Below are 22,749 nucleotides of genomic sequence, written 5' to 3'. Positions count from 1 at the left end.
AATGGCGCAGACATTGCCCGGCGCGTTGGATTGGTGGGCGCGGATGCGGCCCGAGCAGCCTGCGGTAGTGCTCGGCGGCGACCGGCTCAGCTATGCCGAATATAAGGACTGGTCCGACCGGGTCGCGGAGATGCTGGAGGCCGATGGGCTACAACCCGGCGACCGCGTTGCGATCTGCTCGACGAACAGCTTGGCCTATTGCGCGCTCTTGATGGGGATTATCCGCGCGGGCGGGATCGTCAATCCGGTCAACTTCCGCTTCACGCCGCGCGAAATCCGCGAGCTCTGTGAAACCAGCGAGCCCCGCTTCACCTACGCCGCGCCCGACTTCGAAGCCAATGTGGTGGAGGCTGGTCTGACGCCGCGCAAAATGGCCGAGGTTGATGCCTTGCGCCATGGCGAACTCGCGACAGTCGCGCACGACCCCGACCCCGAGGCGCCGGTGGTCATCATCGCGACCAGCGGTTCGACCGCCAAACCAAAGGGGGTCGTATTTACCAACCGCTCGATAACCGCCTACGCCGCGAACTGGGCGGTCGAGGAAACCGTATCGTCGCCGGGATCGCGGATCATCAGCCTCGCGCCGCTCAACACCTCGGCGGGTTTCGTCCAGCTGATGCATTATACGGTGCAGGGCTGCACCATCTTCATGGAGCCGGTGTTCGCGCCCGACGCGATCCTGCAATTGCTGCAGGACGAGAAAATCAATTGTTTCGGCGCGGTGCCGACCTTTTTCGAAGCAATTGCGCGCTGCCCCGGCTTTGCCGATGCCGACCTGTCGTCGATCCGCCTTGCGACAGCGGGCGGCGCGCGCGTTAGCCGGCAATTGCTCGACGCTTACAAGGCCAAAGGCATCACGATCCGGCAAATCTATGGCCAGACCGAGATCGGCGGCAATGCGACGATGATGCCCGAACATCTCGCGATGGACGAGCCCGAGAAATGCGGCTGGGGCTGCGTTTTCATGGATCTCCGTGTCGTTCGGCCGGACGGCAGCGATTGCAGGCCGGGTGAGCCGGGCGAAATCGTCATGCGCTCGCCGGGGATGATGCAGGGCTATTGGCGCAACCCCGAAGAAACCGCGAAGGTCATCCGTGACGGCTGGCTATGGTCGGGCGACATCGGCATGCTCGACGAACGCGGCCTGCTGACCTTCGTTGACCGGATGAAGGATCTGATCATCTCCGGCGGCCTCAACATCTCCGCCGCCGAGGTCGAACGTGTCGTGTGCGAGTTCCCGGGCGTCGTCGAGGCGCTCGCGATCGCGGCGCCCGACGAGAAGTTCGGCGAGACGCCGCTCGTCGTCTATCACGGCGCCGCCGAGGTCGACGTCGCGGCACTGATCGATCACTGCAACGTCAATCTCTCGAACTACAAGGTGCCGCGCTACGTCGCTTTTTCGGCCGACCCGCTGCCGCGCCTCGCGACCGGCAAGCTCTCGAAACCCGCAGTTCGCGAAATCTACGCCCGCGCGCATGAAACGATGGAGCGCGTCCGCTGATGCGCCAGGAGAAAAGTCTATGAACGCCCCCTTGGCTGTCGGCGTCGCGGCGCCGCCGCATGTCCCCGCGCACCTCGTCTTCGATTTCGACATCTACGCCGATCCGCGTATCGGCGAGGACGTGCAGGGCACCTATGCCGCCGCGCTCGCTGATGCCCCCGATATTTTCTGGACCCGTCTCAACGGAGGGCATTGGATCGTCAAAAGCTTCGACGCCATCAGCAAGGTCGTGCTCGATCCCGATCATTTTTCGGTACGCGAGATGCAGATTCCGCGTGTCGAAAATCCGCCTTTCTTCATTCCGCTCAGCCTCGATCCGCCCGAGAATCTACCGTATCGCAAGGCGATGATGCCGATGTTCGGACCGAATGCGATCAAGGCACTCGAGCCGCGGATCCGCGAATGGGCGGTCGAACTGGTCGATGCCGTGGCCGCGAAGGGTCGGTGCGATTTCCAGGCCGATCTGGCGAAACTGTTCCCGGTCAGCGTCTTCATGGAACTGATGGGCATGGACCTGTCGCGGCTTCAGGATTTCCGCCATCTCGCCGAAGCCTTTTTCTCGGCGCAGAATGACGAGGCCGAGTTGGGCCGGCTCAGCGCCGCGATCCTCGGCGAGATGAAAGCGCTGATCGAAGAGAAGAAGGCGGCGCCCGACGACAAGCTGATGTCGCATTTCATCCACGTCGACGTCGACGTCGACGGCCGGACGATGAGCGACGACGAAATTCTCGCGATGAGCTTCGTGCTGTTCCTCGGCGGCATGGACACGGTGACAAATGTCACCGGGTTTGCGTTCCAGCAGCTCGCGCAGATGCCCGATGTGCAGGCGCGGCTCGCCGCCGATCCGTCGCTGATCCCGGCCTTCACCGACGAAGCAGTGCGGCTCTATGGCGTCGTCAACACGCCGCGGCTGGTCGTGAGCGATCAAACTATCGGCGAGGCACAGTTTCGTGCGGGCGAGATGGTGCTCAACATTCTCTGCCTCGGTAGCCGTGACCCGGCGAAGTTCGAGCAGCCCAATGTCTTCGATCTCGATCGCAGAAAGACAGCGCATCTGACCTTTTCGTCGGGGCCGCATCTGTGTGTTGGCCATGTCCTTGGCCGCGCTGAACTGCGCATCCTGACCGAAGAATGGGTGAAACGTATCCCGGCGTTCAACGCGACGCCGGGCGAGAGTCACGCCTTTCGCATCGGCACGGTGATGGCGCTCGAAACGCTGCCGCTCGAGTGGACGGTGGCCGCCTGATCATGCACGCAAATGATGGCGCCGACGCGCCCTATTGGAATGGATTGGCCGAAGGCCGCCTGCTGCTCCCGCGCTGCGGAGGCTGCGGCAATTGGCTGTGGCCGGCGGTCAGCCGCTGCGGCGCTTGCGGCAGCGAACGGATCGATTGGGTCGAGCGCACCATGGCGGGGACGATCTTCTCGTGGACGCGGACCTGGCATCGCTTCGGCTTCACCGAAAGCCTCGACCTGCCGTTCGTGTCGATCGTCGCGACGGTCGACGATTGCGGCATCCGCCTGCTCGGCCGTCTCGACGATCCCGACCAGACCGCGCCCGTGATCGGCGAGCCGATAAGCGGCGCCATCGGTGCGACCCGGGTCGGAGAGCGCGACATCCCCACTATCATCTGGAGCCGCGGCTGATGCACCCGCTTTACGGAACCACCGCCGTCGCGGGTATCGGCATGCGCCAGTACAAGCGCGGTGCGTCGCCGCTCCCCGAACAGGGCGTGCTTGTCAAGGCGATCCGGGCCGCCTGCGCCGATGCGGGCTTCGATCCGGCCGAGGTCGACGGCTTCGTCTCCTATGGCGACGACAAGAATGAGCCGGTCAGGCTCATGCCCGCGCTCGGAACGCGCGAGCTCAAATGGTCGAGCGTCATATGGGGCGGGGGTGGCGGCGGTATTGCCGGCGCCTTCGGGCTGGCCGCGGCGGCGATCATCTCGGGACAGGCGAGCGCGGTGGTCGTTTTCCGCGCGCTGGTCGAAGGATCGAGCGGGCGCCTGTCCGCCGCGGTCATGGCGCATCATCTCAACGATCATATGCTCGCCGCCGGGATCGTCGCACCCGCGCAGGTCTGCGCGATCCGCGCCAACCGCATGTACGAGCATCATGGCGTGCCGATATCGGTTGCCGAGGATCTGGTTCGCGCCTCCTATTATCATGGCGCGCGCAATCCCGAAGCCGTCGCCTATGGCGAGGATCTCGATGTCGAGGCGTTCCGCGACGCGCGATGGATCGCCGAACCGTTCCGGCTGTTCGATTGCAGCCGCGAGAATGACGGTGCCGCCGCTTTCCTGATGGTGTCGGCCGAACGCGCGCGCGATCTGAGGAAGTCGCCCGCCTATCTGCTCGGTTGCGCCAACGGAGCGGAGAAGGGGTGGGGCGACCTGCTCGAGAATGACGACGAGGCGCTCTACCCGACCGCCGGATTCCGCCCGATTGCGCGGCGGCTCTATGCCGAAACCGGGCTGTCGCCCGCCGATATCGATGTCGTCCAGCTTTACGAGAATTTCGGCGCGCAGGGCGTCGCCTCGCTGATCGACCATGGGTTCTGCACTTATGAAAATGTTGCGAACGTCGTGCGGTTCGACAATCTGATCGCGCCGACCGGCAAGCTGCCGGTCAACACCGGCGGCGGCAATTTCGCGCAGGGCTTCATCCACGGCATCGGCACGGCCTATGAGGCGGTGAAGCAGCTTCGCGGCGAGTCGTCGAACCCGGTGCCCGATGCGAAAATCTGCCTGCTTGCGGGCGGCCCCGGCGCGCCGACGGTCAGCTCGGCGATTTTCGGGAACGAAATTCCCTAGTCCAGTGATTGGCCGATGCTGTTCGATTTGATCCGTTCGCGAACGCCCACAAGGAACAGGCGCAGCGACTCGACGAACAGCTGCTCGTCGTCGAACGGATTGTCGGCGATCGCCTTGGCAAGGCTCGGATATTTCTCCGCGTCGACGGCCGGCATCGGTTCGATCCCGCGCGCGCGCGCCGAGGCTTCGAATAGCGCGGCGCCATAGGTGTATTTCTCGACCGCATCGATGACCGTCATCTTGATCGGCGTCGGATAAGGTTCTTCGGACGCCGCGCGGTCATAGGCCGACAATAGCATGTAACGCGGAAAATAGCGCAGGATCAGCGGCGCAGCGTTGGGATGCTTGAGCAACGTCTGGCGCGTCGCGACGCAGCGCGCGATGATCTGTTCCTCGAACGACTGGCCGGTCGCGCTGACCGCCGGCATCTTGACCAGCATGATGCGCGCCACTTCCTGAAGCAGCTCCGACTTGTCCTTGAAATGATGGTAAAGCGAGGGAGGGCGGACGCCGATCTTCTTCGCCACAAGGCTCAGGCTCAGTTCTTCAAGCCCGCGCTCGTCGATAACTTCGAGCGCGGCTTCTGCCGCGTTGCTTCGCGAGATCAGCGGTTTTGAAGGTCTTGCCAAAAGAATATCCTGCTTTCCTTGCCGCTCATGGCAGCGGGTGCGCCGAAGTTCCAGCCTAAAAGGATAAGGTTTTGCGTCATCGCAGCATCAGGCCGCCGTCGACCACGATACTCTGTCCCGTAATATAGGAGGCTTGGGGGGAGGCGAGAAACAGCGCCGCGGCTGCGACTTCGGGCGGGGTTCCGAAACGGCGAACGGGAATGGCGCGCAGCGTGTTGCCGCTCATCCGTTCGTCGGCGCGCACGCCGGCGGTCATTCGCGTCTCGATGAATCCGGGCGCGACCAGGTTTACGCGAACGCCATCGCGCGCCCATTGGTCGGCAACGGCGCGGGTGAAACCGAGCAGACCGGTCTTGCTCGCGGTATAGGCGGGGGCATAGCCGATCGCGATGAAGCTCGCGCACGACCCGATGTTGACGATCGTTCCGCCGCGTTCGCGCAAGACCGGAAAGCAAAGATAGCTGAGCTCGACGGCGGCGGAGAGGTTGACATCGATGACCCGCGAATAGCCCTCCATCGAATATTCGTCGGGGTGCGACTGGCCGGCATTGTTGACAAGGATATCGATGGGGCCGGCCGCTTCGACAAGCCTTGCGCGGTCTGCAGGTTCGTCCATCCGCGCTTGCACGTAGGTAAAGCGCGCCAGATCGTCGTCATAGTCTTGGGCCGTTGGGCGGGTTCCACTGACGATGACGTCGGCGCCGCTGGCGGCAAAGGCGGCGGCAATGCCGAGGCCGATGCCTTGCGTTCCGCCCGTCACGAGGACGCGCTTTCCGCTGAAGTCGAACACGATCATTTCGCTCTCCCGATAAATCTATTGACGTTAGATAATGCGAAGCGCAGGCTCTTGGCAAGCAGGAGAGGCGAGGCATGGCGAGCGGCTTGCAACGGACGGTTTTCATTGCACCAGACGGCGTCCGGCTGGTTGCCGACTGTGGCGGCGATGCGGACGCGCCTGCGGTCATCCTGCTCCACGGCGGCGGCCAGACCCGGCATAGCTGGAGCCGCGCGGTCGACCGGCTGCTCGCCGAAGGGTTCCACGTCGTCAACTTCGACGCGCGCGGCCATGGCGAAAGCGACTGGTCGCCCGAGGGAGCCTATAGCCTCGACGATCGTGCCGCCGATCTCGCCGCCGTGGCCGGAACCTTGGGCGCGCCCTTCATTCTCGTGGGTGCGTCGCTTGGCGGCGCGACGTCGATCGTCGCCGTCGATCGCGGGCTGCGGCCCGCCGGACTGGTACTCGTCGATATCGTCCCCGAACCCGAGGCGAAGGGCGTCGATCGCATCGTCGGCTTCATGCGCGGCAACCCCGACGGCTTCGCGACGGTAGAGGACGCGGTGTCGGCCGTTGCAGCCTATAATCCCGCACGCGAACGCCCGGCAGACAGTCGCGGGTTGATGAAGAATTTGCGTGAAGGCACCGACGGGCGTTTCCGGTGGCACTGGGACCCGCGCATCGTCGATGCACCGCCCGAGGCGCATCATCTGGTCGTCCGTGAAGCCGCCGAACGCCTTGCCACGCTCCCCGACGTGCCGGTCCTGCTCGTCCGCGGGCTCGCGAGCGACGTCGTCGGCGATGCGGGTGTCGCGGCGTTTCGGCGTCAGGTTTCGCGGCTTGAACTGCTCGACGTTGCGGGTGCCGGCCATATGGTCGCCGGGGATCGCAACGACGCTTTCAACGACGGCGTAGTCGGATTTGCGCGGCGCATCTTGAGCACAGCATATCGCGAAAATCCTTAAAAATCATTTAATAACAAAGCCATGTTTCATCGCGCCTAAAACCTTACGGCGTTACATTTTCCAATTGACATTAAATCTAATGGGCATAGGTTAATGATCAAGGCTGCGGATGACGGCCTGCTTTTTGGAGAGGACCGTTATGGATCGCAGTGTTTCGCTTCGCGCTGTTCGCAATGCCTGCCTGGCTTCGGTTATCGTGGCTGCCGGGATTGCCTTCCCCGCACTGGCGCAGACGGCGCCGGCCGACACCGCGCCCGTGGCCGATGAAACCGCTACTGTTCCCGCTGACGGCGAAATCATCGTCACCGCACGCCGCCGCGACGAACGTCTGATCGATGCGCCGGTCGCGATCACCGCTCTGGGCGGCGCGGCGCTCGACAATTATGCGGTGACCGATTTCAGCGACATGGCCTCGCTCGTCCCGACGATGGTCGCGGGCAAGGCCGCATCGGGCTCCTCGGCCAGCATCTTCCTGCGCGGCGTCGGTTCGACCGCGCTCAGCGCCGGGTTCGACCAGTCAGTGTCCTTCGTCGTCGACGGCATGCCGATGAGCCGCGGCCGCGAGATCGGCCTCAGCCAATATGACGTCCAGCGCGTCGAGGTGCTGAAGGGACCCCAAGCGCTCTTCTTCGGCAAGAATGCGACCGGCGGCCTGATCGCGGTGACCACCAACAGCCCGCGCGACGTGTTCGAGGCGGGGTTCAAGGCGGGTTACGGCTTCGAGGCGAAGGAGAAATATGGCGAGGGCTATATTTCGGGACCGCTCGCCGACGGCCTGCGCGCGCGTCTTGCCTTCCGCGTCGCCGACAGCGACGGCGCCTTCACCAACAGCGCCGCCGCGACCTATCTCGATCCACTCGGCATGGAGCGCCACCGCAACAGCAAATATCGCGGCGGCGGCCGGACCTATAGCGGCCGCGCGACGATCGAGTGGGATGCGACCGACAATCTGACCTTCCAGGTCAAGACCGGCTACACCGACCAGAAGGATGGCGGGCCGACTGACATCGTCGAACGCATCTGTGGCGGCGGCCGCACGACGCCCTTTTCGCCGAACCCCTTCGGCGGTCCGACCGGCATTCCGCCCAGCCCCAATGCCGATTGCCGCATCAACGGCCGCTCGGACAGCTCGACGCTGCCGGTCGCCGTGGCGAACGCGAATTACCGTTATGCCGGCGACGGCCACATGTATTCGCGGTTGAAGTCGGGATACGGCATCCTCACCGCGACGCTGACCAGCGACGTGTTCGACGTCACCTCGATCACCTCCTATTATCGCTTCAAGCAGAACGACCTCAACAATGTGTCGGGCGAAGCCTATCCGGCAAGCTTCTCGCAGCTCGCCGATTACCGCCAGACCTCCGAGGAGCTTCGCTTCCAGTCGAAATGGGACGGCGCGGTCAACGTGCTGTTCGGCCTGTTCGCGTCGAGCAACAAATTCATCTTCAACACCGACGCCTATATCTTCCCGGTGCCGATCAGCCCGGTGACCGACACCTATGTCACCTTCAAGCGCGACAACGGGTTCAAGGGCAGCTCGATGTCAGCCTTCGGCGAAGTCACGGCCAATTTGACGGATTCGATCGAACTCGCGGGCGGCGCGCGCTGGAGTTATGAATCGCGCGACAGTTATCAGGCGTCGTTGCCGGCGCATCTGGGCTTTGCGGCGGCGTTCCCCGCCGGGCTGCGCCTCGACGACCGTTACCGTGAAACCGACGTCTCGCCGCAGGTCACGCTGCGCTACAAGCCGTCGCGCGATCTGACCTTCTATGCGGCGTACAAGGAAGGCTTCAAATCGGGCGGGTTCAACATCTCGCAGACCCTGACCCCCGCGGCGACCGTCGCGGCGGGCGAATATGGCGCCGAACGCGCCCGCGGCGGAGAGGTCGGCGCGCGCGCCATCCTGATGGGCGGCGCGTTGTCGCTCAACGCCACCGCTTATTATTACGACTATCTAGACCTGCAGGTGCAGAATTTCGATCCGGTGACGATCGGACAGGTCGTCGCCAATGCCGGTACGCTGCGGGTCAAGGGGATCGAGGGCGATTTCAACTGGCGCTCGGGCGGTTTTTCGCTGCGCGGTGCGGCGGCGTTCAACGACGCGTCGTACAAGGATTATATCGGGCAATGCTATGGCGGCCAGACCGTCGCGGCGGGATGCAATCTGCTCGCGCCGGCACCCGGCGCGGCCTTCACCAGCCAGGATTATGATGGCCGGACGCCGCCGAAGGCGCCGCGCTTTGCCGGGCGGATTGGTGCGAGCTACGACATGCCGCTGACGGCATCGGGTTGGACGCTGCAACTCTCGAGCGACGTCAGCTACACCGGAAAATATAACTTCACCGACACGCTGCGGCCCGACGGCGTGCAGAAGGCCTATACGAAGATCGACGCGGCGCTCCGCGTCAACGGACCAGACGACCGCTGGAGCTTCGGCGTCATCGGCCGCAACCTGACCAACAAGCTGGTGGTCACCGCGGCAAACGATATTCCGTTCGCAGGCGGGACGGGAACGGGCACCGCCGGGACGGGCGTGCTGGCCGACATGTCGGCCTTTGTCGACAATCCCCGCGAAATCTACGTCGAGGTCGGGTTCAAGTTCTGACCGGATAACCAGCCTGCCAATTTCTTTCGATAGTTGCTCAAGTCCTTGAAGCCCCGACCGTTGAACGTAATTGCTTCTGTTAATATCACGGCTCGAAGGACGGCAAAGGGCCATTCGCGCGGGAATGGCCCTTGTTGAGCATATTAGCGGATGGAACCGGTTCCGAGAACGGTCGGGCACGGCAACTAATACAGGTCTGCCGATTGAAAGCCGACATTCTGCTACCGGCCAACAACGGATGCGTGATAAAAATGGACCGCTGAGGTTGCAATGCCCCGCTGAGACACCACATCTCAGTCATTGCCGCGCCAAACTGCGTGCCGGTAACTGAGAGACCATCGCGCTCCCGCCCAAGGAGCGAAAATATGGATCTCAATGAACTTCTCTATCATCATCAGATCGCCCTGATGTCAGTCAGTCAAGCGGCGAGTCGCGGGCATGCGGCGGCAAATTTCGATCTGCCGCTCTATTATGCCAAGCGCATCAACGACTATCGCGACATTCGGGGTTTGACGGGCAATCTCATCATGGTCGGGGGGGCACCGCGGGACGTGGGGCTGTCCGGCCGCGTCGAACGCGATCGGTATGTCGGCGACATGCTTTGAAACATCTTATTGCGTTCGATCTCGACGGCACACTGGCCGAGAGCAAGCAGCCTCTCGACGAAGCGATGGGGGAAGCGCTTGCAGATCTTCTCTCCGTTGCCGACGTGGCCATCATCTCGGGCGGCGACTGGCCGCAGTTCGACAAGCAGATCGCCTCGCGCCTTCCGGTTCGCGTCGACCGTTCGCGATTATGGCTCATGCCGACGACAGGCACGAAGCTCTATACTTTCCATTCCGATGCTTGGCAGGCGGTCTATGCGGAACTCTTCGCCGACGAAGAGAAACAGCGCATATTCGAAGCCTTCGACGCCGCGCTCGAAGCGACCGGCTTCGTGCCTGAAGCCGTCTGGGGCGAGCGCATCGAAGACCGTGGCAGCCAGATCACCTTTTCGGCGCTCGGGCAGCAGGCGCCGATCAACGCCAAGGAAAAATGGGATCCGGACTTTGCCAAGCGCAAGATCATCCAGCAGGATCTTCGCGCGCGCCTGCCGGGATTGTCGATCAACATGGGCGGGGCGACGTCGATCGACATCACCCGCGAAGGCGTCGACAAGGCCTATGGGCTGACCAGGCTGCGCGATGCGAGCGCCACCCCGTTCGACGCGATGATGTTTATTGGCGATGCGATTTTTCCCGGCGGCAATGATTATCCTGCAAAGACACTCGGGCTCGACACAGTTTGTGTGCGCGATCCGCGCGAAACGCTGGCGGTTATCGCATCGATCGTCGCTTGCCTGAAATGACCGGGGCTTCGGGGCGGAGCCGGTGCCCGGCGGAACCAAAGTCCCGCTGATTTGTTCTATTTCCGGACGCGTCGCAGCAGATCGACGGGCGTCCCAACACAATCAATCTATTTGGGTGAGGCCTTCTATCGCTTCATTTTGGAAGGTAAAACCTGTGTACGAAGCTCCCGATCGCACGTCGTTCGATGAAGGCCTTGAGGCTTGTCAATCGCTCCGTCCCGCCGTCGCACCGACCCTCCGGCTCGCATTGGTCGGCGGTTTCCTTCCGCGGCGCTGCGGCATCGCGACTTTCACCGCCGATATATACGCATCGCTTGAGGCGGCTGCGCCCGAGATCGCCGTCGATGTCTATGCGATGGCGCCCGCAGCGACCCCGACCATATTCGACCCGGTGGTCCGTTCCGCGATTATCGAGGGTGATGCCGACAGCTTTATCGATGCGGCAAAACAGATCGAGGCGAGCTGCGCCGACATCGTCTGGCTTCAGCACGAGTTCGGTCTCTTCGGCGGCCTGGGAGGAGATATGGTGCTCGAACTCGTGGACCGGGTTTCCGCGCCTCTGATCATTACCCTTCACACGGTGCTTGCCGAACCCGATGCCGATCAGCGCCGCGTCATGGAGCGGTTGATCGACCGCGCGACCAAGCTCGTCGTCATGTCCGAACGCTCGCGCGACCTGCTGCGCATCGTCTATCGTACCGATGAAGATCAGATCGCGCTGATCGCGCACGGCGTTCCCGACCGACCATTTGGCCGCGCTTCGCAGTTCAAACCGCAGTTCGGGTTCGCGGGCAAACAGGTCGCGCTGACCTTCGGGCTCTTGTCTCCCGGCAAGGGGATCGAAGCGGTTATCGAGGCGTTGCCCGCGATCGTCGAGGACCATCCCGACTTTCTCTATTGCATCGCGGGTGCCACGCATCCCAATCTGCTCGCGCATGAAGGCGAAGCCTATCGCGACCGGCTCCAGGCGCTCGCCGTCTCGCTCGGGGTCGATGCGCATGTCCGCTGGATCAACGCCTTCATGGACACCGACGACCTGCTCGATCTGATCGAGGCGGCCGACATCTATGTGACGCCTTACACCGGGGCGCAGCAATCGACGTCGGGCACGCTCTCCTATGCGATGGCACTGGGCAAGGCCGTGATCTCGACGCCCTATGTGCATGCGGTCGAGCTACTCGCCGATGATCATGGCGTGCTCGTACCCTTCAACGACAGCGAAGCGATCGCGAACGAGATCCGCTATCTGCTCGGCGATTCCGACCGGCTGCTCACGCTGCAGCGGCGGGCCTATGATCGCGGCCGCGAGATGATCTGGCCGGTGTTCGCTGAGCGGACCTGCGCGCTGATCGCGGAAAGCCGCGTCCTGCCCAAAGCCGCGACCATTCCCGACCGGATCGGCATCGACGGCTTCCTGCGCATTTGCGACGATACCGGCATCCTCCAGCACAGCGTTCACATGATCCCCGACCGCGCGCACGGCTATTGCGTCGACGACAATGCCCGCGCGCTGATGCTGATGCATCGGCTCGACGAAGACGCCCTCGGCAGGTGCGGGCAGCTGACTTCAGTCTTTGCGGCGTTCGTGCAGCATGCCTGGAACCCGGACCGCGGCGAATTTCGCAATTTCATGGGCTTCGGACGCAACTGGCTCGAGGAGGTCGGGTCGGAGGATAGCTGCGGGCGAACCCTCTGGGCACTCGGCGCGACGGCGCGCGATGCGCGCGATCCCGGTATTCGGCAATGGGCGCATGAACTGTTCGAGCGCACCGCCGCGTCCGCACTGGATTTCCTGTCCCCGCGTGCGATCGCCTTTGCGATGCTTGGCGCCGACTTCCTGCTCGCGACGCATCCCGAACATGATCTGGCGAGCCGGATATTGCGCAGCGGCGCCGACCGGCTGATCACGCTTTACGAGGTCGCGGCGAGGCCGGACTGGCGCTGGTTCGAACCGGTGCTCGCCTATGATAATGGCCGTCTGCCCGAGGCCATGCTGCGCGCGGGCGTGCGGCTGGAGCGTGCCGACGTCACCGCGTGCGGGATCGAGACGCTGCGGTGGATCAACGACATCCAGATTACCGCTCAAGGTCACTATCGCCCCGTCGGGTCCGACAGCTTCGGTCATGCCTACGAGCAGCCGCGGCCGTTCGACCAGCAGCCGCTTGAAATCTGGGCGGCGATCGACGCGTCTTCGGCGGCGTATGATGTCACCGGTGACGATATCTGGCTGACACATGCGCGGCGCGCCTATGAGTGGTTTACCGGAGCCAATGACCGCGGCGTGATCGTCGGCGATGCGCTCACGGGCACCAGCAAGGACGGCATAAATCCGCGCGGGCTCAATCTGAATGAGGGTGCGGAGTCGGTTATCGCCTATCAGCATGCGACCCATGCCATTCGGGATTTCATCCGCAAAGTCGACTGAGGGGATTATGGTGCATCTGGTCCAGGACGAATTGCGGCTCCACGCCGACCCGACGCGCGTCGTCGTGCGGCCCTTCCACCTTGCATGGCAAGCGTCCGGCCCCGATCTCGAACGCGTGCAGCGTCTGGCGCGCGAAATCGTTGCGCTCGACACGCGCACCGTGCGCGCCGAACTCGCCGTGGTCCTGCGCGATTTCGCCGATCGGCACTGGCAGATCGAGAAGGTGTTCGAGGATCGTTTCGAGCAGATCGAACCGAAGCTCGGTCTCGAGGGCCTGACACTGAAGCGCGAGATGCGGCTCTTGATCGGCGCTTACTTCTGCCATGAATATAGCTATGCCGCCGCGGCGCTGATGAACCCTAGCGTCGTGCGTCATCCCGATCAAAGCGGCTTGCAGGAAGGGAGCATCCGCATTCTCCTGTCGCTGCGCGCGGTAGGCGAGGGGCATATTTCGACGATCGCCTTTCGCGAGGGCATCATCACCCACGACCGCGAGCTGACCTTGCTGCCCCAACCGGGCTTCGCCACAGCGGCGATGCTGGGTCAGCATCGCGAGGACAAGCCTGACGATGTCGTCTCGCTCTATCGTCAGAATGACAGCACGCTGTCAGGCACGGTAATCTTTCCGATCACCGAAGCGCAGCGCAACGGTCTCGAGGATCTGCGGCTGCTCGAGTTCGAGCGCGACAGCGGCAAGAGCGAATGGATCGGGACCTATACGGCCTACAGCGGCCGGGACATCCAGTCGGAACTGCTCCGGACCCGCGATTTCAGGGATTTTACGCTGACACCGATCAAGGGCAAGGCGGGGCGCAACAAGGGCATGGCGTTGTTCCCGCGCAAGATCGACGGGCAATTCTGCATGATCGGCCGGCAGGACGGCAAGAATCTCTATCTGCTGCGCTCGGATGCGGTCGATCAGTGGGAGGACGGCGAGTTGCTGCTCGAGCCACGCTTTCCCTGGGAACTGATCCAGATCGGCAATTGTGGCGCCCCGATCGAGCTGGACGAGGGCTGGCTGGTGCTGACGCACGGCGTCGGCGCGATGCGCAAATATGCGATCGGTGCGGTGCTGCTCGACAAGGCCGATCCGTCGAAGGTGATCGGACGTACCCCCAACCCCATCCTCTCTGCCGCCGACGAGGATCGCGAGGGCTATGTCCCCAATGTCGTCTACACCTGCGGCGCGATCCGCGTCGGCGACGATATCTTCCTGCCCTATGGCGTCGCCGACAGTTCGGTCTGCTTTGCGTTCGTCGCGGTCGCCGACATCCTGGCGGCGATGGACTATCCTGCGCGGATCGCCCGTTGAAGGCGGACTCGCGTTCGGCTGATGAGGGGCTCGCGCTCGATGTGCTGATCGTCGGCGCAGGACCTGCGGGACTGACGGCGGGCATGTATCTTGCGCGCTACCGTCGAAGGGTACGGATCGTCCATGACGGCAGTTCGCGGGCGCTCTGGGTTCCGCGCTCGCGCAATATTCCAGGCTTTCCCGAAGGGATCGCCGGCCCCGATCTCATCGCACGCATGAGCGACCATGCCGTGCGCTACGGTGCAGAGATTGTCGAAAGCAGGGTCGAGGAAATCGCCTGCGGACAAAATGACGAGGGCTTTCGTACCCGCCTCGCGGACGGCGCGACGATCGATGCCCGCGGCCTGATCCTCGCGACCGGCGTCGACACCAATCTCGCCAAGCTTGATAGCGGCGATCACGACAATGCGGTTCGGAACGGCGTGCTGCGCTATTGCCCGATCTGCGACGGCTTCGAACATGGCGACGAGCGGATCGCGGTCCTCGGTTCCGACCTCCGTGGCGCCGCCGAGGCGATGTTCCTGCGGCAATATTCGAGCGACGTGACGCTCATCCCGAAATGGCAGGTGGCGCTGACCGATCGGCAGCGGAGCGAACTCGAAGCGAGCGGCGTCGACGTTCTCGAAGGCCGGGTTCTCCGCCTCGACGCTACCGAGGAGGCGATGTTCGTCACGATCGAGGGCGAGACCGAGCCGCGCCGGTTCGACACGCTCTACCCGGCATTCGGATCGACCCCGCGCAGCGAGCTTGCCGCCATGCTGGGTCCGCTGACCGACCCCAATGGCTGCATCCCGTTCGGTGCTTTTTCGGATGGACTGCTTCCCGGCGTTTATGCCGCGGGCGACGTCATCGAAGGTCTCGACCAGATCAGCGTCGCGATCGGGCAGGCCGCGATGGCGGCGACGCGTCTCCACAACTGGCTCCGCGAACAGGACGGGCATGTGATGGCCGATCAGAAATAGTCAGGGAAAGCGACGCACGGCGAAACCTAAGCGCGAGCGAGGGGTTGAGGATGCAAGCCCCTCAAAATTCAAGGAACCGATCATGGCCAAGAATCCCGCGCCATCGCCTGCGACCGTCCACGCCCTCGGCGACCATCAGCCTGGCGAGGGTCGGGTTGCCCCGGCCGGCAGCCGCGGCAATGGCGATGAACTGCACCAGCAGGTCGAAGGCGACGTCACCGATCCGGCCGCATATCTCACCGACAATTTCGGCCACCGCATCTCCGACAACCAGAATTCGCTGCGCGCGGGCGAACGCGGGCCGACGTTGCTCGAGGACTTCGTCCTCCGCGAGAAAATCTTCCACTTCGACCATGAGCGCATCCCCGAGCGCATCGTCCACGCCCGCGGTTCGGGCGCGCACGGCGTGTTCGAATGCACCAAGGCGATCCCCGGACTGACCAAGGCGTCGATCCTGCAGAAGGAGGGCGCGACGTGTCCGGTCTTCGTCCGCTTCTCGACTGTCGCGGGCGGCGCGGGATCGGTCGACACGCCGCGCGATGTGCGCGGCTTCGCGGTCAAGCTCTATACCGACAGTGGCAACTGGGATCTCGTCGGCAACAATATCCCCGTCTTCTTCATCCAGGACGCGATGAAATTCCCCGACCTCGTCCATAGCGTGAAGATGGAGGCCGACCGCGGCTATCCGCAGGCCGCAAGCGCGCACGACACTTTCTGGGACTTCATCGGCCTGATGCCTGAGGCGATGCACATGATCATGTGGGCGATGTCCGACCGCACGATCCCGCGCAGCCTGCGCATGATCGAGGGTTTCGGCGTCCACACCTTCCGCTTCGTCAATGAAAAGGGCGAGGGCAAGTTCGTCAAATTCCACTGGAAGCCGGTGCTCGGCATCCAGTCGACGACGTGGGACGAAGCGGTCAAGATCGCCGGTGCCGATCCCGATTTCCACCGCCGCGACCTGTTCGAGGCGATCGATGCGGGCGACTTCCCGGCGTGGGATCTCGGCGTGCAGGTGTTCGACGAGGCGTTCGCGACCAAGCAACCCTATGATGTGCTCGACGCGACCAAGCTGATCCCCGAGGAGGATATCCCCGTCGAGATCGTCGGCCGGATGACGCTCAACCGCAACGTCGACAATTTCTTCGCCGAGACCGAACAGGTCGCCTTCCTGCCGTCGAACATCATCCCCGGCATCGATTTCAGTAACGATCCGCTGCTGCAGGGCCGGCTCTTCTCCTATCTCGATACGCAGAAGTCGCGGCTGGGCACGACCAATTTCCACCAGATTCCGATCAACGCCCCCAAATGCCCGTTCCACAATTTCCAGCGTGACGGGATGATGCAGACGCTCGTGCCGACCGGGCGGGCCAATTACGAACCCAACAGCCTGGCCGAAGCCGGCGAGAATGGCGGTCCGCGCGCCAGCATCGAAACGGGCTTCAGAACCTTCGAGACCAACGACGAACGGAACGATCCGGCGCAGAAGCTGCGCATTCGCGCCGACCTCTTCGCCGATCATTTCAGCCAGGCGCGTCTCTTCTACCTGTCGCAGACCGAGAATGAGCAGGCGCATATCGCCTCGGCGCTCGTGTTCGAACTGTCGAAGGTGACACTCGATCATGTCCGCGCCCGCGTCGTGGGCCAGCTTCGCAATATCGACGAGGATCTGGCCAAGCGCGTTGCCGCAGGGCTTGCGATCGACCTGCCTGCAAAGGAAAAGGCCGCGCGCGCGCCGGTCGATCTCAAGACCTCCGACGCACTGTCGATCCAGAAAAATGCCGACGACACGATGGAGGGCCGCAAGGTCGCGATTCTGTTCGCCGAGGGGTCGGACAAGGCGGCGATCGAAAAGCTGAAGGGCGCCATCGAAAGCGCCGGCGGCACCGCCTTCCTCGTCGCGCCCAAGGTCGGCGGGATCAAGGTCAAGGGCGGCACGCTCAAGGCCGATGGCCAGCTCGCGGGTTCGCCCTCGATATTGTTCGACGCCGTCGCATCGATCCTGACCGACGAACAGGCCAAGGCGCTGTCGAAGCAGGGCGCGGCGGTTCAGTGGTTCATGGACGCCTATGGCCATTGCAAGACGATCGCGCACGACGAGGCGACGCAGTTGCTGCTCGACAAGGCGGGGGCCGAAAAGGACGGCGGTGTCGTTGCGATCGACAAATTCGCCGACGTTGGAACGCGGCGCCACTGGGCGCGCGAAGCCAAGGTTCGCGACCTTGCCTGATCGCCTTTTTTCGTGAGCCGCGCATCGGCGACCCATCATCGCGACCTCCGGACCGGCCAGTCGATCTGGTCGGCGCGGCGTCGTCCGGCCATTGAGGAAAAGCCGCTGACCCGCGATGTCGCGTGCGATATCGTGGTGGTCGGTGCCGGCATATCGGGCGCGCTGATCGCCGAGCAACTGTCAGACGTCGGGTTCGATGTCGTGATCGTCGATCGCCGCGGCCCCACCAACGGCTCGACCGCGGCCTCGACCGCGATGCTGCAATATGAGATCGATACGCCGCTCCATCAAATGGCCGAACGGATCGGCCGCGACAAAGCCGAACGCATCTGGCGCCGCTCGCGCCAGTCGGTCGACGCGCTGCGCGAACGGACCGAGCGGCTCGGCCTCGACGTCGATGGCGCGACGCGCGGTTCGATCTATCTCGACGGCAATATACTCGATGCGGCGGGACTTGCGCGCGAAGCCGAGGCGCGGCGCCGGGCCGGATTCGAGATCGAATTGCTCAAGCCCGCGCAGGTCGAGGATCGCTATGGCATCAAGGGCCGTCATGCGATCATCGGTTACGGCAATTATTCGGCCGATCCGCGCCGCTTGGCCGCAGGCTATCTGAACGTTGCGATTTCGCGCGGGGCGCGGCTCTACGCCCCGGTCGACATTTGCGATGTCGCTCCCTCCGAGGCGGGCGTGACGCTCCGTTCCAAAGACGGACCTGCCATCCGTGCCCAGCATCTCGTCGTCGCAACAGGCTATGAAATGATGAAGGGCGTCCCGCGCAAGGGGAACAAGATCATCTCAAGCTGGTCGATCGCGACCCGCCCGCAGCCCCGCGCGATCTGGCCGACCGCCGCGATGATCTGGGAAGCCGCCGATCCCTATCTCTACATCCGGACCACCCCGCGCGGCGAGATCATCTGCGGCGGCGAAGACGAGGAAATCGCCGATGCGGCGCTCCGCGACGCGAAGCTTCCCGACAAGACCGCTACGCTGTCGCGCAAGCTTGCCGCTCTGTTGCCGGGCGTCGATGCGACACCCGCGCACAGCTGGGCCGGCAGTTTCGGCGACAGCCCGGTCGGCACGCCGACCATCGGACGGATCCCAGGCATGCCGAACTGCTATGCTGCGATGGGATATGGGGGGAACGGCATAACCTTCTCGATGATGGCGGCACAGATGCTGCGCGGCCTGATTTGCGGCTATGGCGATGCGGATGCCGACCTGGTCAGCTTCCACCGGAAATTTTGACTGCCGACGCCGGATCCATTGCGCCGGAGACCGCTTGCCTCCTTGGGGGCTTTCGGCAGCGCCGGAATATCGGGCGGCGAATGTTTATGTTGGCATCGCACGCGTCAATCGGCATGGTGGCCGCGCTCTGAGTGATCCTGCTGCCGGCAGGTCTCGAGACCCTAGGATACTCCGTGCAAATGTCCGACGCGATAGTTCTTTCCCGCGAGGAGCGGCGGCTCGAGGCTCTGCGGCGGTATGAAATATTGGACACGCCGCCGGAGGAAGCCTTCGACGAGGTGGCGCGGCTGGCCGCGCGCATTTGCGATGCGCCGATTGCCGTGATCAATCTGATCGACGACGGGCGCCAGTTCTTCAAGGCCGAAGTCGGTTTGGGGGTGCGCTCGACGCCGCTTGAAACTTCCTTCTGCGCGACCGCGATCCTGGAGGAAGATTTTCTCGTCATACCCGATGCGACAAAGGATCACCGTTTCAATTGCAACCCGTTGGTAACGGCCGAAAACGGACTTCGATTTTACGCCGGAGCCTTGCTGAAGACCGCCGAGGGCCTGCCGATCGGGACGCTTTGCGTGCTCGATACCCGTCCTCGTAACCTGGGGGACCTCGAGCGGGACGCGCTCCGCACGCTGGCTAACCAAGTGATGGCGCAGCTCGAACTCCGCCTGGCCTTGAAGACACGCGCCGATGCCGAGGCGCGCCATAGCGCGATCGTCGAGAGCGTTACCGACTATGCCATCATCGCGACCGACCTTGCGGGCCATGTCACCGAGTGGAACAGCGGAGCCGAACATATCCTCGGTTGGTCCGAGGAGGAAATGCTGGGGCAGTCGGCAGATCGGTTCTTCACACCGGCCGACCGGGCGGAGGGCGTGGTCGAACAGGAAATGACGGCGGCTGCCTCATACGGCCGGGGGATGGACGAACGCTGGCACCTGCGCAAGAGCGGCGAGCGCTTCTGGGCAAGCGGCGAAATGATGCCGCTCTACAAGCAGGGCGATATTCTTATCGGTTACATCAAGATCCTGCGCGACCGGACGCACGAGAAGCTTCGTGCCGATCGTCTCGCTGCCAGCGAGACGCGCTTGCTCGCAAGCCAGAAGGCCGGCCGGATCGGTACATTCGAGTTGGACGTCGCAAGCGGCCGGATGAGCGTCACGCCGGAATTCTGTGCAATTTTCGGCGTTCCGGTGGCCGATCATCATTCTGCTGCCGAATTCGAGGCGCTCGTCTTCGAAGAGGACCGTCATATTCCTTCCAATATCGCGACCCGGAGCGACGGACGGGCCATCACCGACGTTGAGTATCGCATTCGACGCGCTGACGATGGCGCGGTTCGGTGGGTGTCGCGCAGGGCGGAATTTGCGGTCGATGAGGACGGCCGTACCGCCCGTATGTTCGGGACGATCCAGGACATCACCCAGCGCAAGCGATCGCAAATCAAGGTCGCCGCTCTCCTCGAGATGGGCGACCGGCTTCGGGATGCGGAGGATCTTGGAGAAGTCTTTGCCGCCAGCGCCGAGATTCTCGGTCGGACGCTCGCTGGTCAGCGCGCGGGATATGCCTTGATCGATCTCCAGACCGGCACCCTCACCGTCGAACACGCCTGGGTTTTGGAAGGCGCCGAGAACTTGACCGGCGTTCACGGTTTGAATCGGTTCAGCGCGACGGTCGCGGCGCTTTCGCCGGGCGGCGCTCTCGTCGTGGAGGATAGTCATGCTACCGTCGAACTCGCCCCTGATCGCGCAACCTATGAACGGATGGATACACGCGCGCAGATCATGGTGCCGCTTTTCCGGCGCGGCGAACTTGTGGGTGTGCTCTTTGTCCATAACCGCGATGTGCGGACGTGGACGGACGAAGAGATTTCCTTTGCGCGTAACGTCGCGGACCGCACTTATGCCGCGGTCGCTGCGCTGCAGGCCGAAGCCGATCAGGTGATTCTCAACGAGGAGCTCAGTCACCGGCTCAAGAATACGCTGGCGATGGTTCAGGCGATTGCGACGCAAACCCTCAGGAATGTTACCGAGCGCGATGCGGTCGAGGCGCTGACATCGCGGATTATCGCCCTCAGCACGGCGCACGACATCCTCTTGCAGGACAAATGGCGCGCGGCGCAGATGCATCAGGTCGCCTCCGCTGTGCTCGCCCTGCATGCCGAGCCGGATCAGGTCGAAGTGGCGGGCCCCCCCATCGGCCTGTCGCCGAGGGCCGGGCTCTCGGTTTCCCTCCTGCTGAGCGAACTTGCGACAAATGCTGCAAAATATGGATCCTTGTCGGAACCTCGGGGTCGGGTACGCGTCGAGTGGAATATCGACAACATAGATGGTCGGCCCCTGTTGACCCTGACCTGGACGGAAGCGGGTGGCCCGGCTGTTATCGAGCCCTCGCAAAAGGGCTTCGGATCGCGGCTCATACAGATGGGGCTGGTGGGCATGCGCCAGGCCGAACTCGACTTTGCGCCAAGCGGGCTCATCGCCCGCTTCACTGCGCCGCTGTCGCTTCTACAGCATGATTAGGCACACGGCCTTGCAGGAATGGAAAACAGATCATGGGCCAGTCGATGCCGTTGCGCCGTCCGATTGTGCTGGTCGTCGAGGATGAACCAATCCTGCGCCTGCTTGCGCTGGATCTCGTCGAGAGAGCCGGGTTCGAAGCGATCGAGGCAGCGGACGCGGACGAAGCCATTTTGATCCTCGGAAGCCGCGAGGATATCGCCATCGTCTTCACCGACATCCAGATGCCCGGTTCGATGGACGGGATGAAGCTCGCCAACGCAATTCGTGATCGCTGGCCGCCCATAAAGATCATATTGACCTCGGGACATTGCCGGGAAGAAGAACTGGATCTCGGCCCGGGTCACCTGTTTTTCGCCAAACCTTATGATCCGGTTCGCGTTGGACAAGCGCTAGTGAATATGGCCGGCTGACCCGGATCTGTGGATTTTGGCGAGCCGTTCCGGTGGATAGCAAAATGAATTGCCATTTCTCAGGAGGGCGAGTGGAACCGTCACTCAGGCCTGTCTGGGCTGGCGTCGCGCGGCTTTCTTCATCCTGATGTAAACACCCCGTCCGCGGCTCCTGTCGATTTCGAACGAACCGGTTTTTTCGACGAGGTCGCCGAGCTTGGCATAGCCATAGGTCCGGGGATCGAAGTCGGAGCTGAGCACCGCCAGACGTTGCCCTACGCCGCCGAGGGCGACCCAGCCATCATCGTCTTCAAGCTGTGCCATCGCGGTTTTGATAAGGGCGGTCGCTTGGGGAAGAGGGCGGGTGGTGGACGCCGGGCGCGTGTCGGGCTTGCCTGGCTCGGCGGGGGCCGGCGCTTCGGGAAGCAGATTTTCTGTATAGATGAACCGGCGACATGCCTGCCTGAAGCTTTCGGGGGTTTTGAGCTCGCCGAACCCGTAAACATCGACACCCTGCTCGCGGATGCGCGCCGCCAGCCGCGTGAAGTCGCTGTCGGACGAAACGAGGCAGAAGCCGTCGAACCGGCCGCTGTGCAAGAGGTCCATGGCGTCGATGACGAGTGCGATATCCGAAGCATTTTTTCCGGAGGTGTAGGCGAAGTTCTGATGCGGCATGATCGCGTGCGTCGCGAGGATATCCGCCCAGCTTTTAAGTCTGGTGCTCGAGAAGTCGCCGTAGATGCGGCGTACGCTGGCTTCGCCGATCTTGGCGATTTCTTCGAACAGACCCGGCGCAATGCGCGCCGAGGCATTGTCTGCATCGATCAGGACGGCGAGACGAGGGGAGCGCGGTTCGATTGCCATCATGGCCTTATGCAGCCTTCCTGGCGGTCCCGCCATAACGTTTCGCCACATGCTGACAATGCGTCGAAGGAAGCACCAGCGCCCATCAGCCCGTCGGAAAATATCGACGCCGATATCTTATACGCCGCGGCCGAAGGTTCGGCATCTGAAACACGCCTTTCCTTCATTGC

18 protein-coding genes are annotated in these 22,749 nt (G+C 63.3%); 15 read left to right on the top strand and 3 right to left on the bottom strand.

Annotated features, from left to right (window positions below):
• The first annotated feature begins 1 nt into the window (after nucleotide 1).
• The 4 genes from BLW56_RS16640 to BLW56_RS16625 are packed head-to-tail and all read left to right on the top strand — an operon-like array spanning nucleotide 2 to nucleotide 4,314.
• Nucleotides 2–1,501 (top strand): class I adenylate-forming enzyme family protein, encoded by a 1,500-nt coding sequence (locus tag BLW56_RS16640; protein ID WP_093511827.1) that lies wholly within the window; start codon nucleotides 2–4, stop codon nucleotides 1,499–1,501.
• A gap of 19 nt (nucleotides 1,502–1,520) precedes the next feature.
• Nucleotides 1,521–2,747 carry a cytochrome P450 gene (locus BLW56_RS16635; protein ID WP_093511826.1) on the top strand — a complete coding sequence of 409 codons (1,227 nt, stop codon included), beginning with the start codon at nucleotides 1,521–1,523 and terminating at the stop codon, nucleotides 2,745–2,747.
• Between the two features lie 2 nt (nucleotides 2,748–2,749).
• Nucleotides 2,750–3,148, top strand: a complete 399-nt coding sequence (locus BLW56_RS16630) for a Zn-ribbon domain-containing OB-fold protein (protein WP_177176000.1) — start codon at nucleotides 2,750–2,752, stop codon at nucleotides 3,146–3,148.
• Entirely contained in the window at nucleotides 3,148–4,314 is a 1,167-nt protein-coding gene (locus BLW56_RS16625; RefSeq protein ID WP_093511824.1) for a thiolase C-terminal domain-containing protein, read from the top strand. The genes BLW56_RS16630 and BLW56_RS16625 overlap by 1 nt, the downstream gene beginning before the upstream one ends.
• On the opposite strand, the gene BLW56_RS16620 is transcribed toward BLW56_RS16625, so the two are convergent.
• Nucleotides 4,311–4,943 (bottom strand): TetR/AcrR family transcriptional regulator, encoded by a 633-nt coding sequence (locus tag BLW56_RS16620; protein ID WP_143043496.1) that lies wholly within the window; start codon nucleotides 4,941–4,943, stop codon nucleotides 4,311–4,313. The two genes, BLW56_RS16625 and BLW56_RS16620, sit on opposite strands and share 4 nt — an antisense overlap.
• Before the next feature lie 76 nt (nucleotides 4,944–5,019).
• Complete coding sequence (locus BLW56_RS16615) at nucleotides 5,020–5,739, bottom strand: SDR family NAD(P)-dependent oxidoreductase (protein WP_093511822.1); 720 nt, start codon at nucleotides 5,737–5,739, stop codon at nucleotides 5,020–5,022.
• A gap of 74 nt (nucleotides 5,740–5,813) precedes the next feature.
• Between BLW56_RS16615 and BLW56_RS16610 the strand changes: the two genes are divergently transcribed.
• From BLW56_RS16610 to BLW56_RS16560, 11 genes are all read left to right on the top strand, one after another.
• Nucleotides 5,814–6,683: an alpha/beta fold hydrolase gene (locus BLW56_RS16610; protein WP_093511821.1), complete on the top strand. Its 870-nt coding sequence runs from the start codon at nucleotides 5,814–5,816 to the stop codon at nucleotides 6,681–6,683.
• A gap of 196 nt (nucleotides 6,684–6,879) precedes the next feature.
• On the top strand, nucleotides 6,880–9,288 hold the full coding sequence (locus tag BLW56_RS16605) for a TonB-dependent receptor (RefSeq protein ID WP_256203582.1): 2,409 nt from the start codon (nucleotides 6,880–6,882) through the stop codon (nucleotides 9,286–9,288).
• Between the two features lie 365 nt (nucleotides 9,289–9,653).
• Nucleotides 9,654–9,893 (top strand): hypothetical protein, encoded by a 240-nt coding sequence (locus BLW56_RS16600; RefSeq protein WP_093511819.1) that lies wholly within the window; start codon nucleotides 9,654–9,656, stop codon nucleotides 9,891–9,893.
• Nucleotides 9,890–10,636 (top strand): HAD-IIB family hydrolase, encoded by a 747-nt coding sequence (locus BLW56_RS16595; protein ID WP_093511818.1) that lies wholly within the window; start codon nucleotides 9,890–9,892, stop codon nucleotides 10,634–10,636. Before BLW56_RS16600 ends, BLW56_RS16595 begins: the two co-directional genes overlap by 4 nt.
• Nucleotides 10,637–10,790: 154 nt before the next feature.
• Nucleotides 10,791–13,061: a glycosyltransferase family 4 protein gene (locus BLW56_RS16590; RefSeq protein ID WP_093511817.1), complete on the top strand. Its 2,271-nt coding sequence runs from the start codon at nucleotides 10,791–10,793 to the stop codon at nucleotides 13,059–13,061.
• 7 nt (nucleotides 13,062–13,068) lie between these two features.
• The gene (locus BLW56_RS16585) at nucleotides 13,069–14,373 is read left to right on the top strand and encodes a glycoside hydrolase family 130 protein (RefSeq protein WP_093511816.1); all 1,305 of its coding nucleotides are present in this window, start codon (nucleotides 13,069–13,071) and stop codon (nucleotides 14,371–14,373) included.
• Nucleotides 14,370–15,335, top strand: coding sequence for an NAD(P)/FAD-dependent oxidoreductase (locus BLW56_RS16580; RefSeq protein ID WP_093511815.1), 966 nt, complete (start codon nucleotides 14,370–14,372; stop codon nucleotides 15,333–15,335). The genes BLW56_RS16585 and BLW56_RS16580 overlap by 4 nt, the downstream gene beginning before the upstream one ends.
• 82 nt (nucleotides 15,336–15,417) lie before the next feature.
• Nucleotides 15,418–17,565, top strand: coding sequence for a catalase (locus BLW56_RS16575; protein ID WP_093511814.1), 2,148 nt, complete (start codon nucleotides 15,418–15,420; stop codon nucleotides 17,563–17,565).
• Nucleotides 17,566–17,577: 12 nt separating this feature from the next.
• The gene (locus tag BLW56_RS16570; protein WP_256203578.1) at nucleotides 17,578–18,810 is read left to right on the top strand and encodes an NAD(P)/FAD-dependent oxidoreductase; all 1,233 of its coding nucleotides are present in this window, start codon (nucleotides 17,578–17,580) and stop codon (nucleotides 18,808–18,810) included.
• A gap of 131 nt (nucleotides 18,811–18,941) precedes the next feature.
• Nucleotides 18,942–21,326 carry a GAF domain-containing protein gene (locus BLW56_RS16565; protein WP_177175999.1) on the top strand — a complete coding sequence of 795 codons (2,385 nt, stop codon included), beginning with the start codon at nucleotides 18,942–18,944 and terminating at the stop codon, nucleotides 21,324–21,326.
• A gap of 32 nt (nucleotides 21,327–21,358) precedes the next feature.
• Nucleotides 21,359–21,736, top strand: coding sequence for a response regulator (locus BLW56_RS16560; RefSeq protein ID WP_218140540.1), 378 nt, complete (start codon nucleotides 21,359–21,361; stop codon nucleotides 21,734–21,736).
• An 84-nt stretch (nucleotides 21,737–21,820) separates the two neighbouring features.
• On the opposite strand, the gene BLW56_RS16555 is transcribed toward BLW56_RS16560, so the two are convergent.
• A complete protein-coding gene (locus BLW56_RS16555) occupies nucleotides 21,821–22,579 on the bottom strand; it encodes an NYN domain-containing protein (RefSeq protein WP_093512065.1) in 759 nt (252 codons plus the stop codon).
• Nucleotides 22,580–22,749: the final 170 nt, after the last annotated feature.

This window comes from Sphingopyxis sp. YR583 (assembly GCF_900108295.1).
Classification (GTDB): Bacteria; Pseudomonadota; Alphaproteobacteria; order Sphingomonadales; family Sphingomonadaceae; genus Sphingopyxis.
The sequence above is the reverse complement of the archived record's forward strand: the minus strand, read 5'-3'. Positions and strand labels throughout refer to the sequence as shown.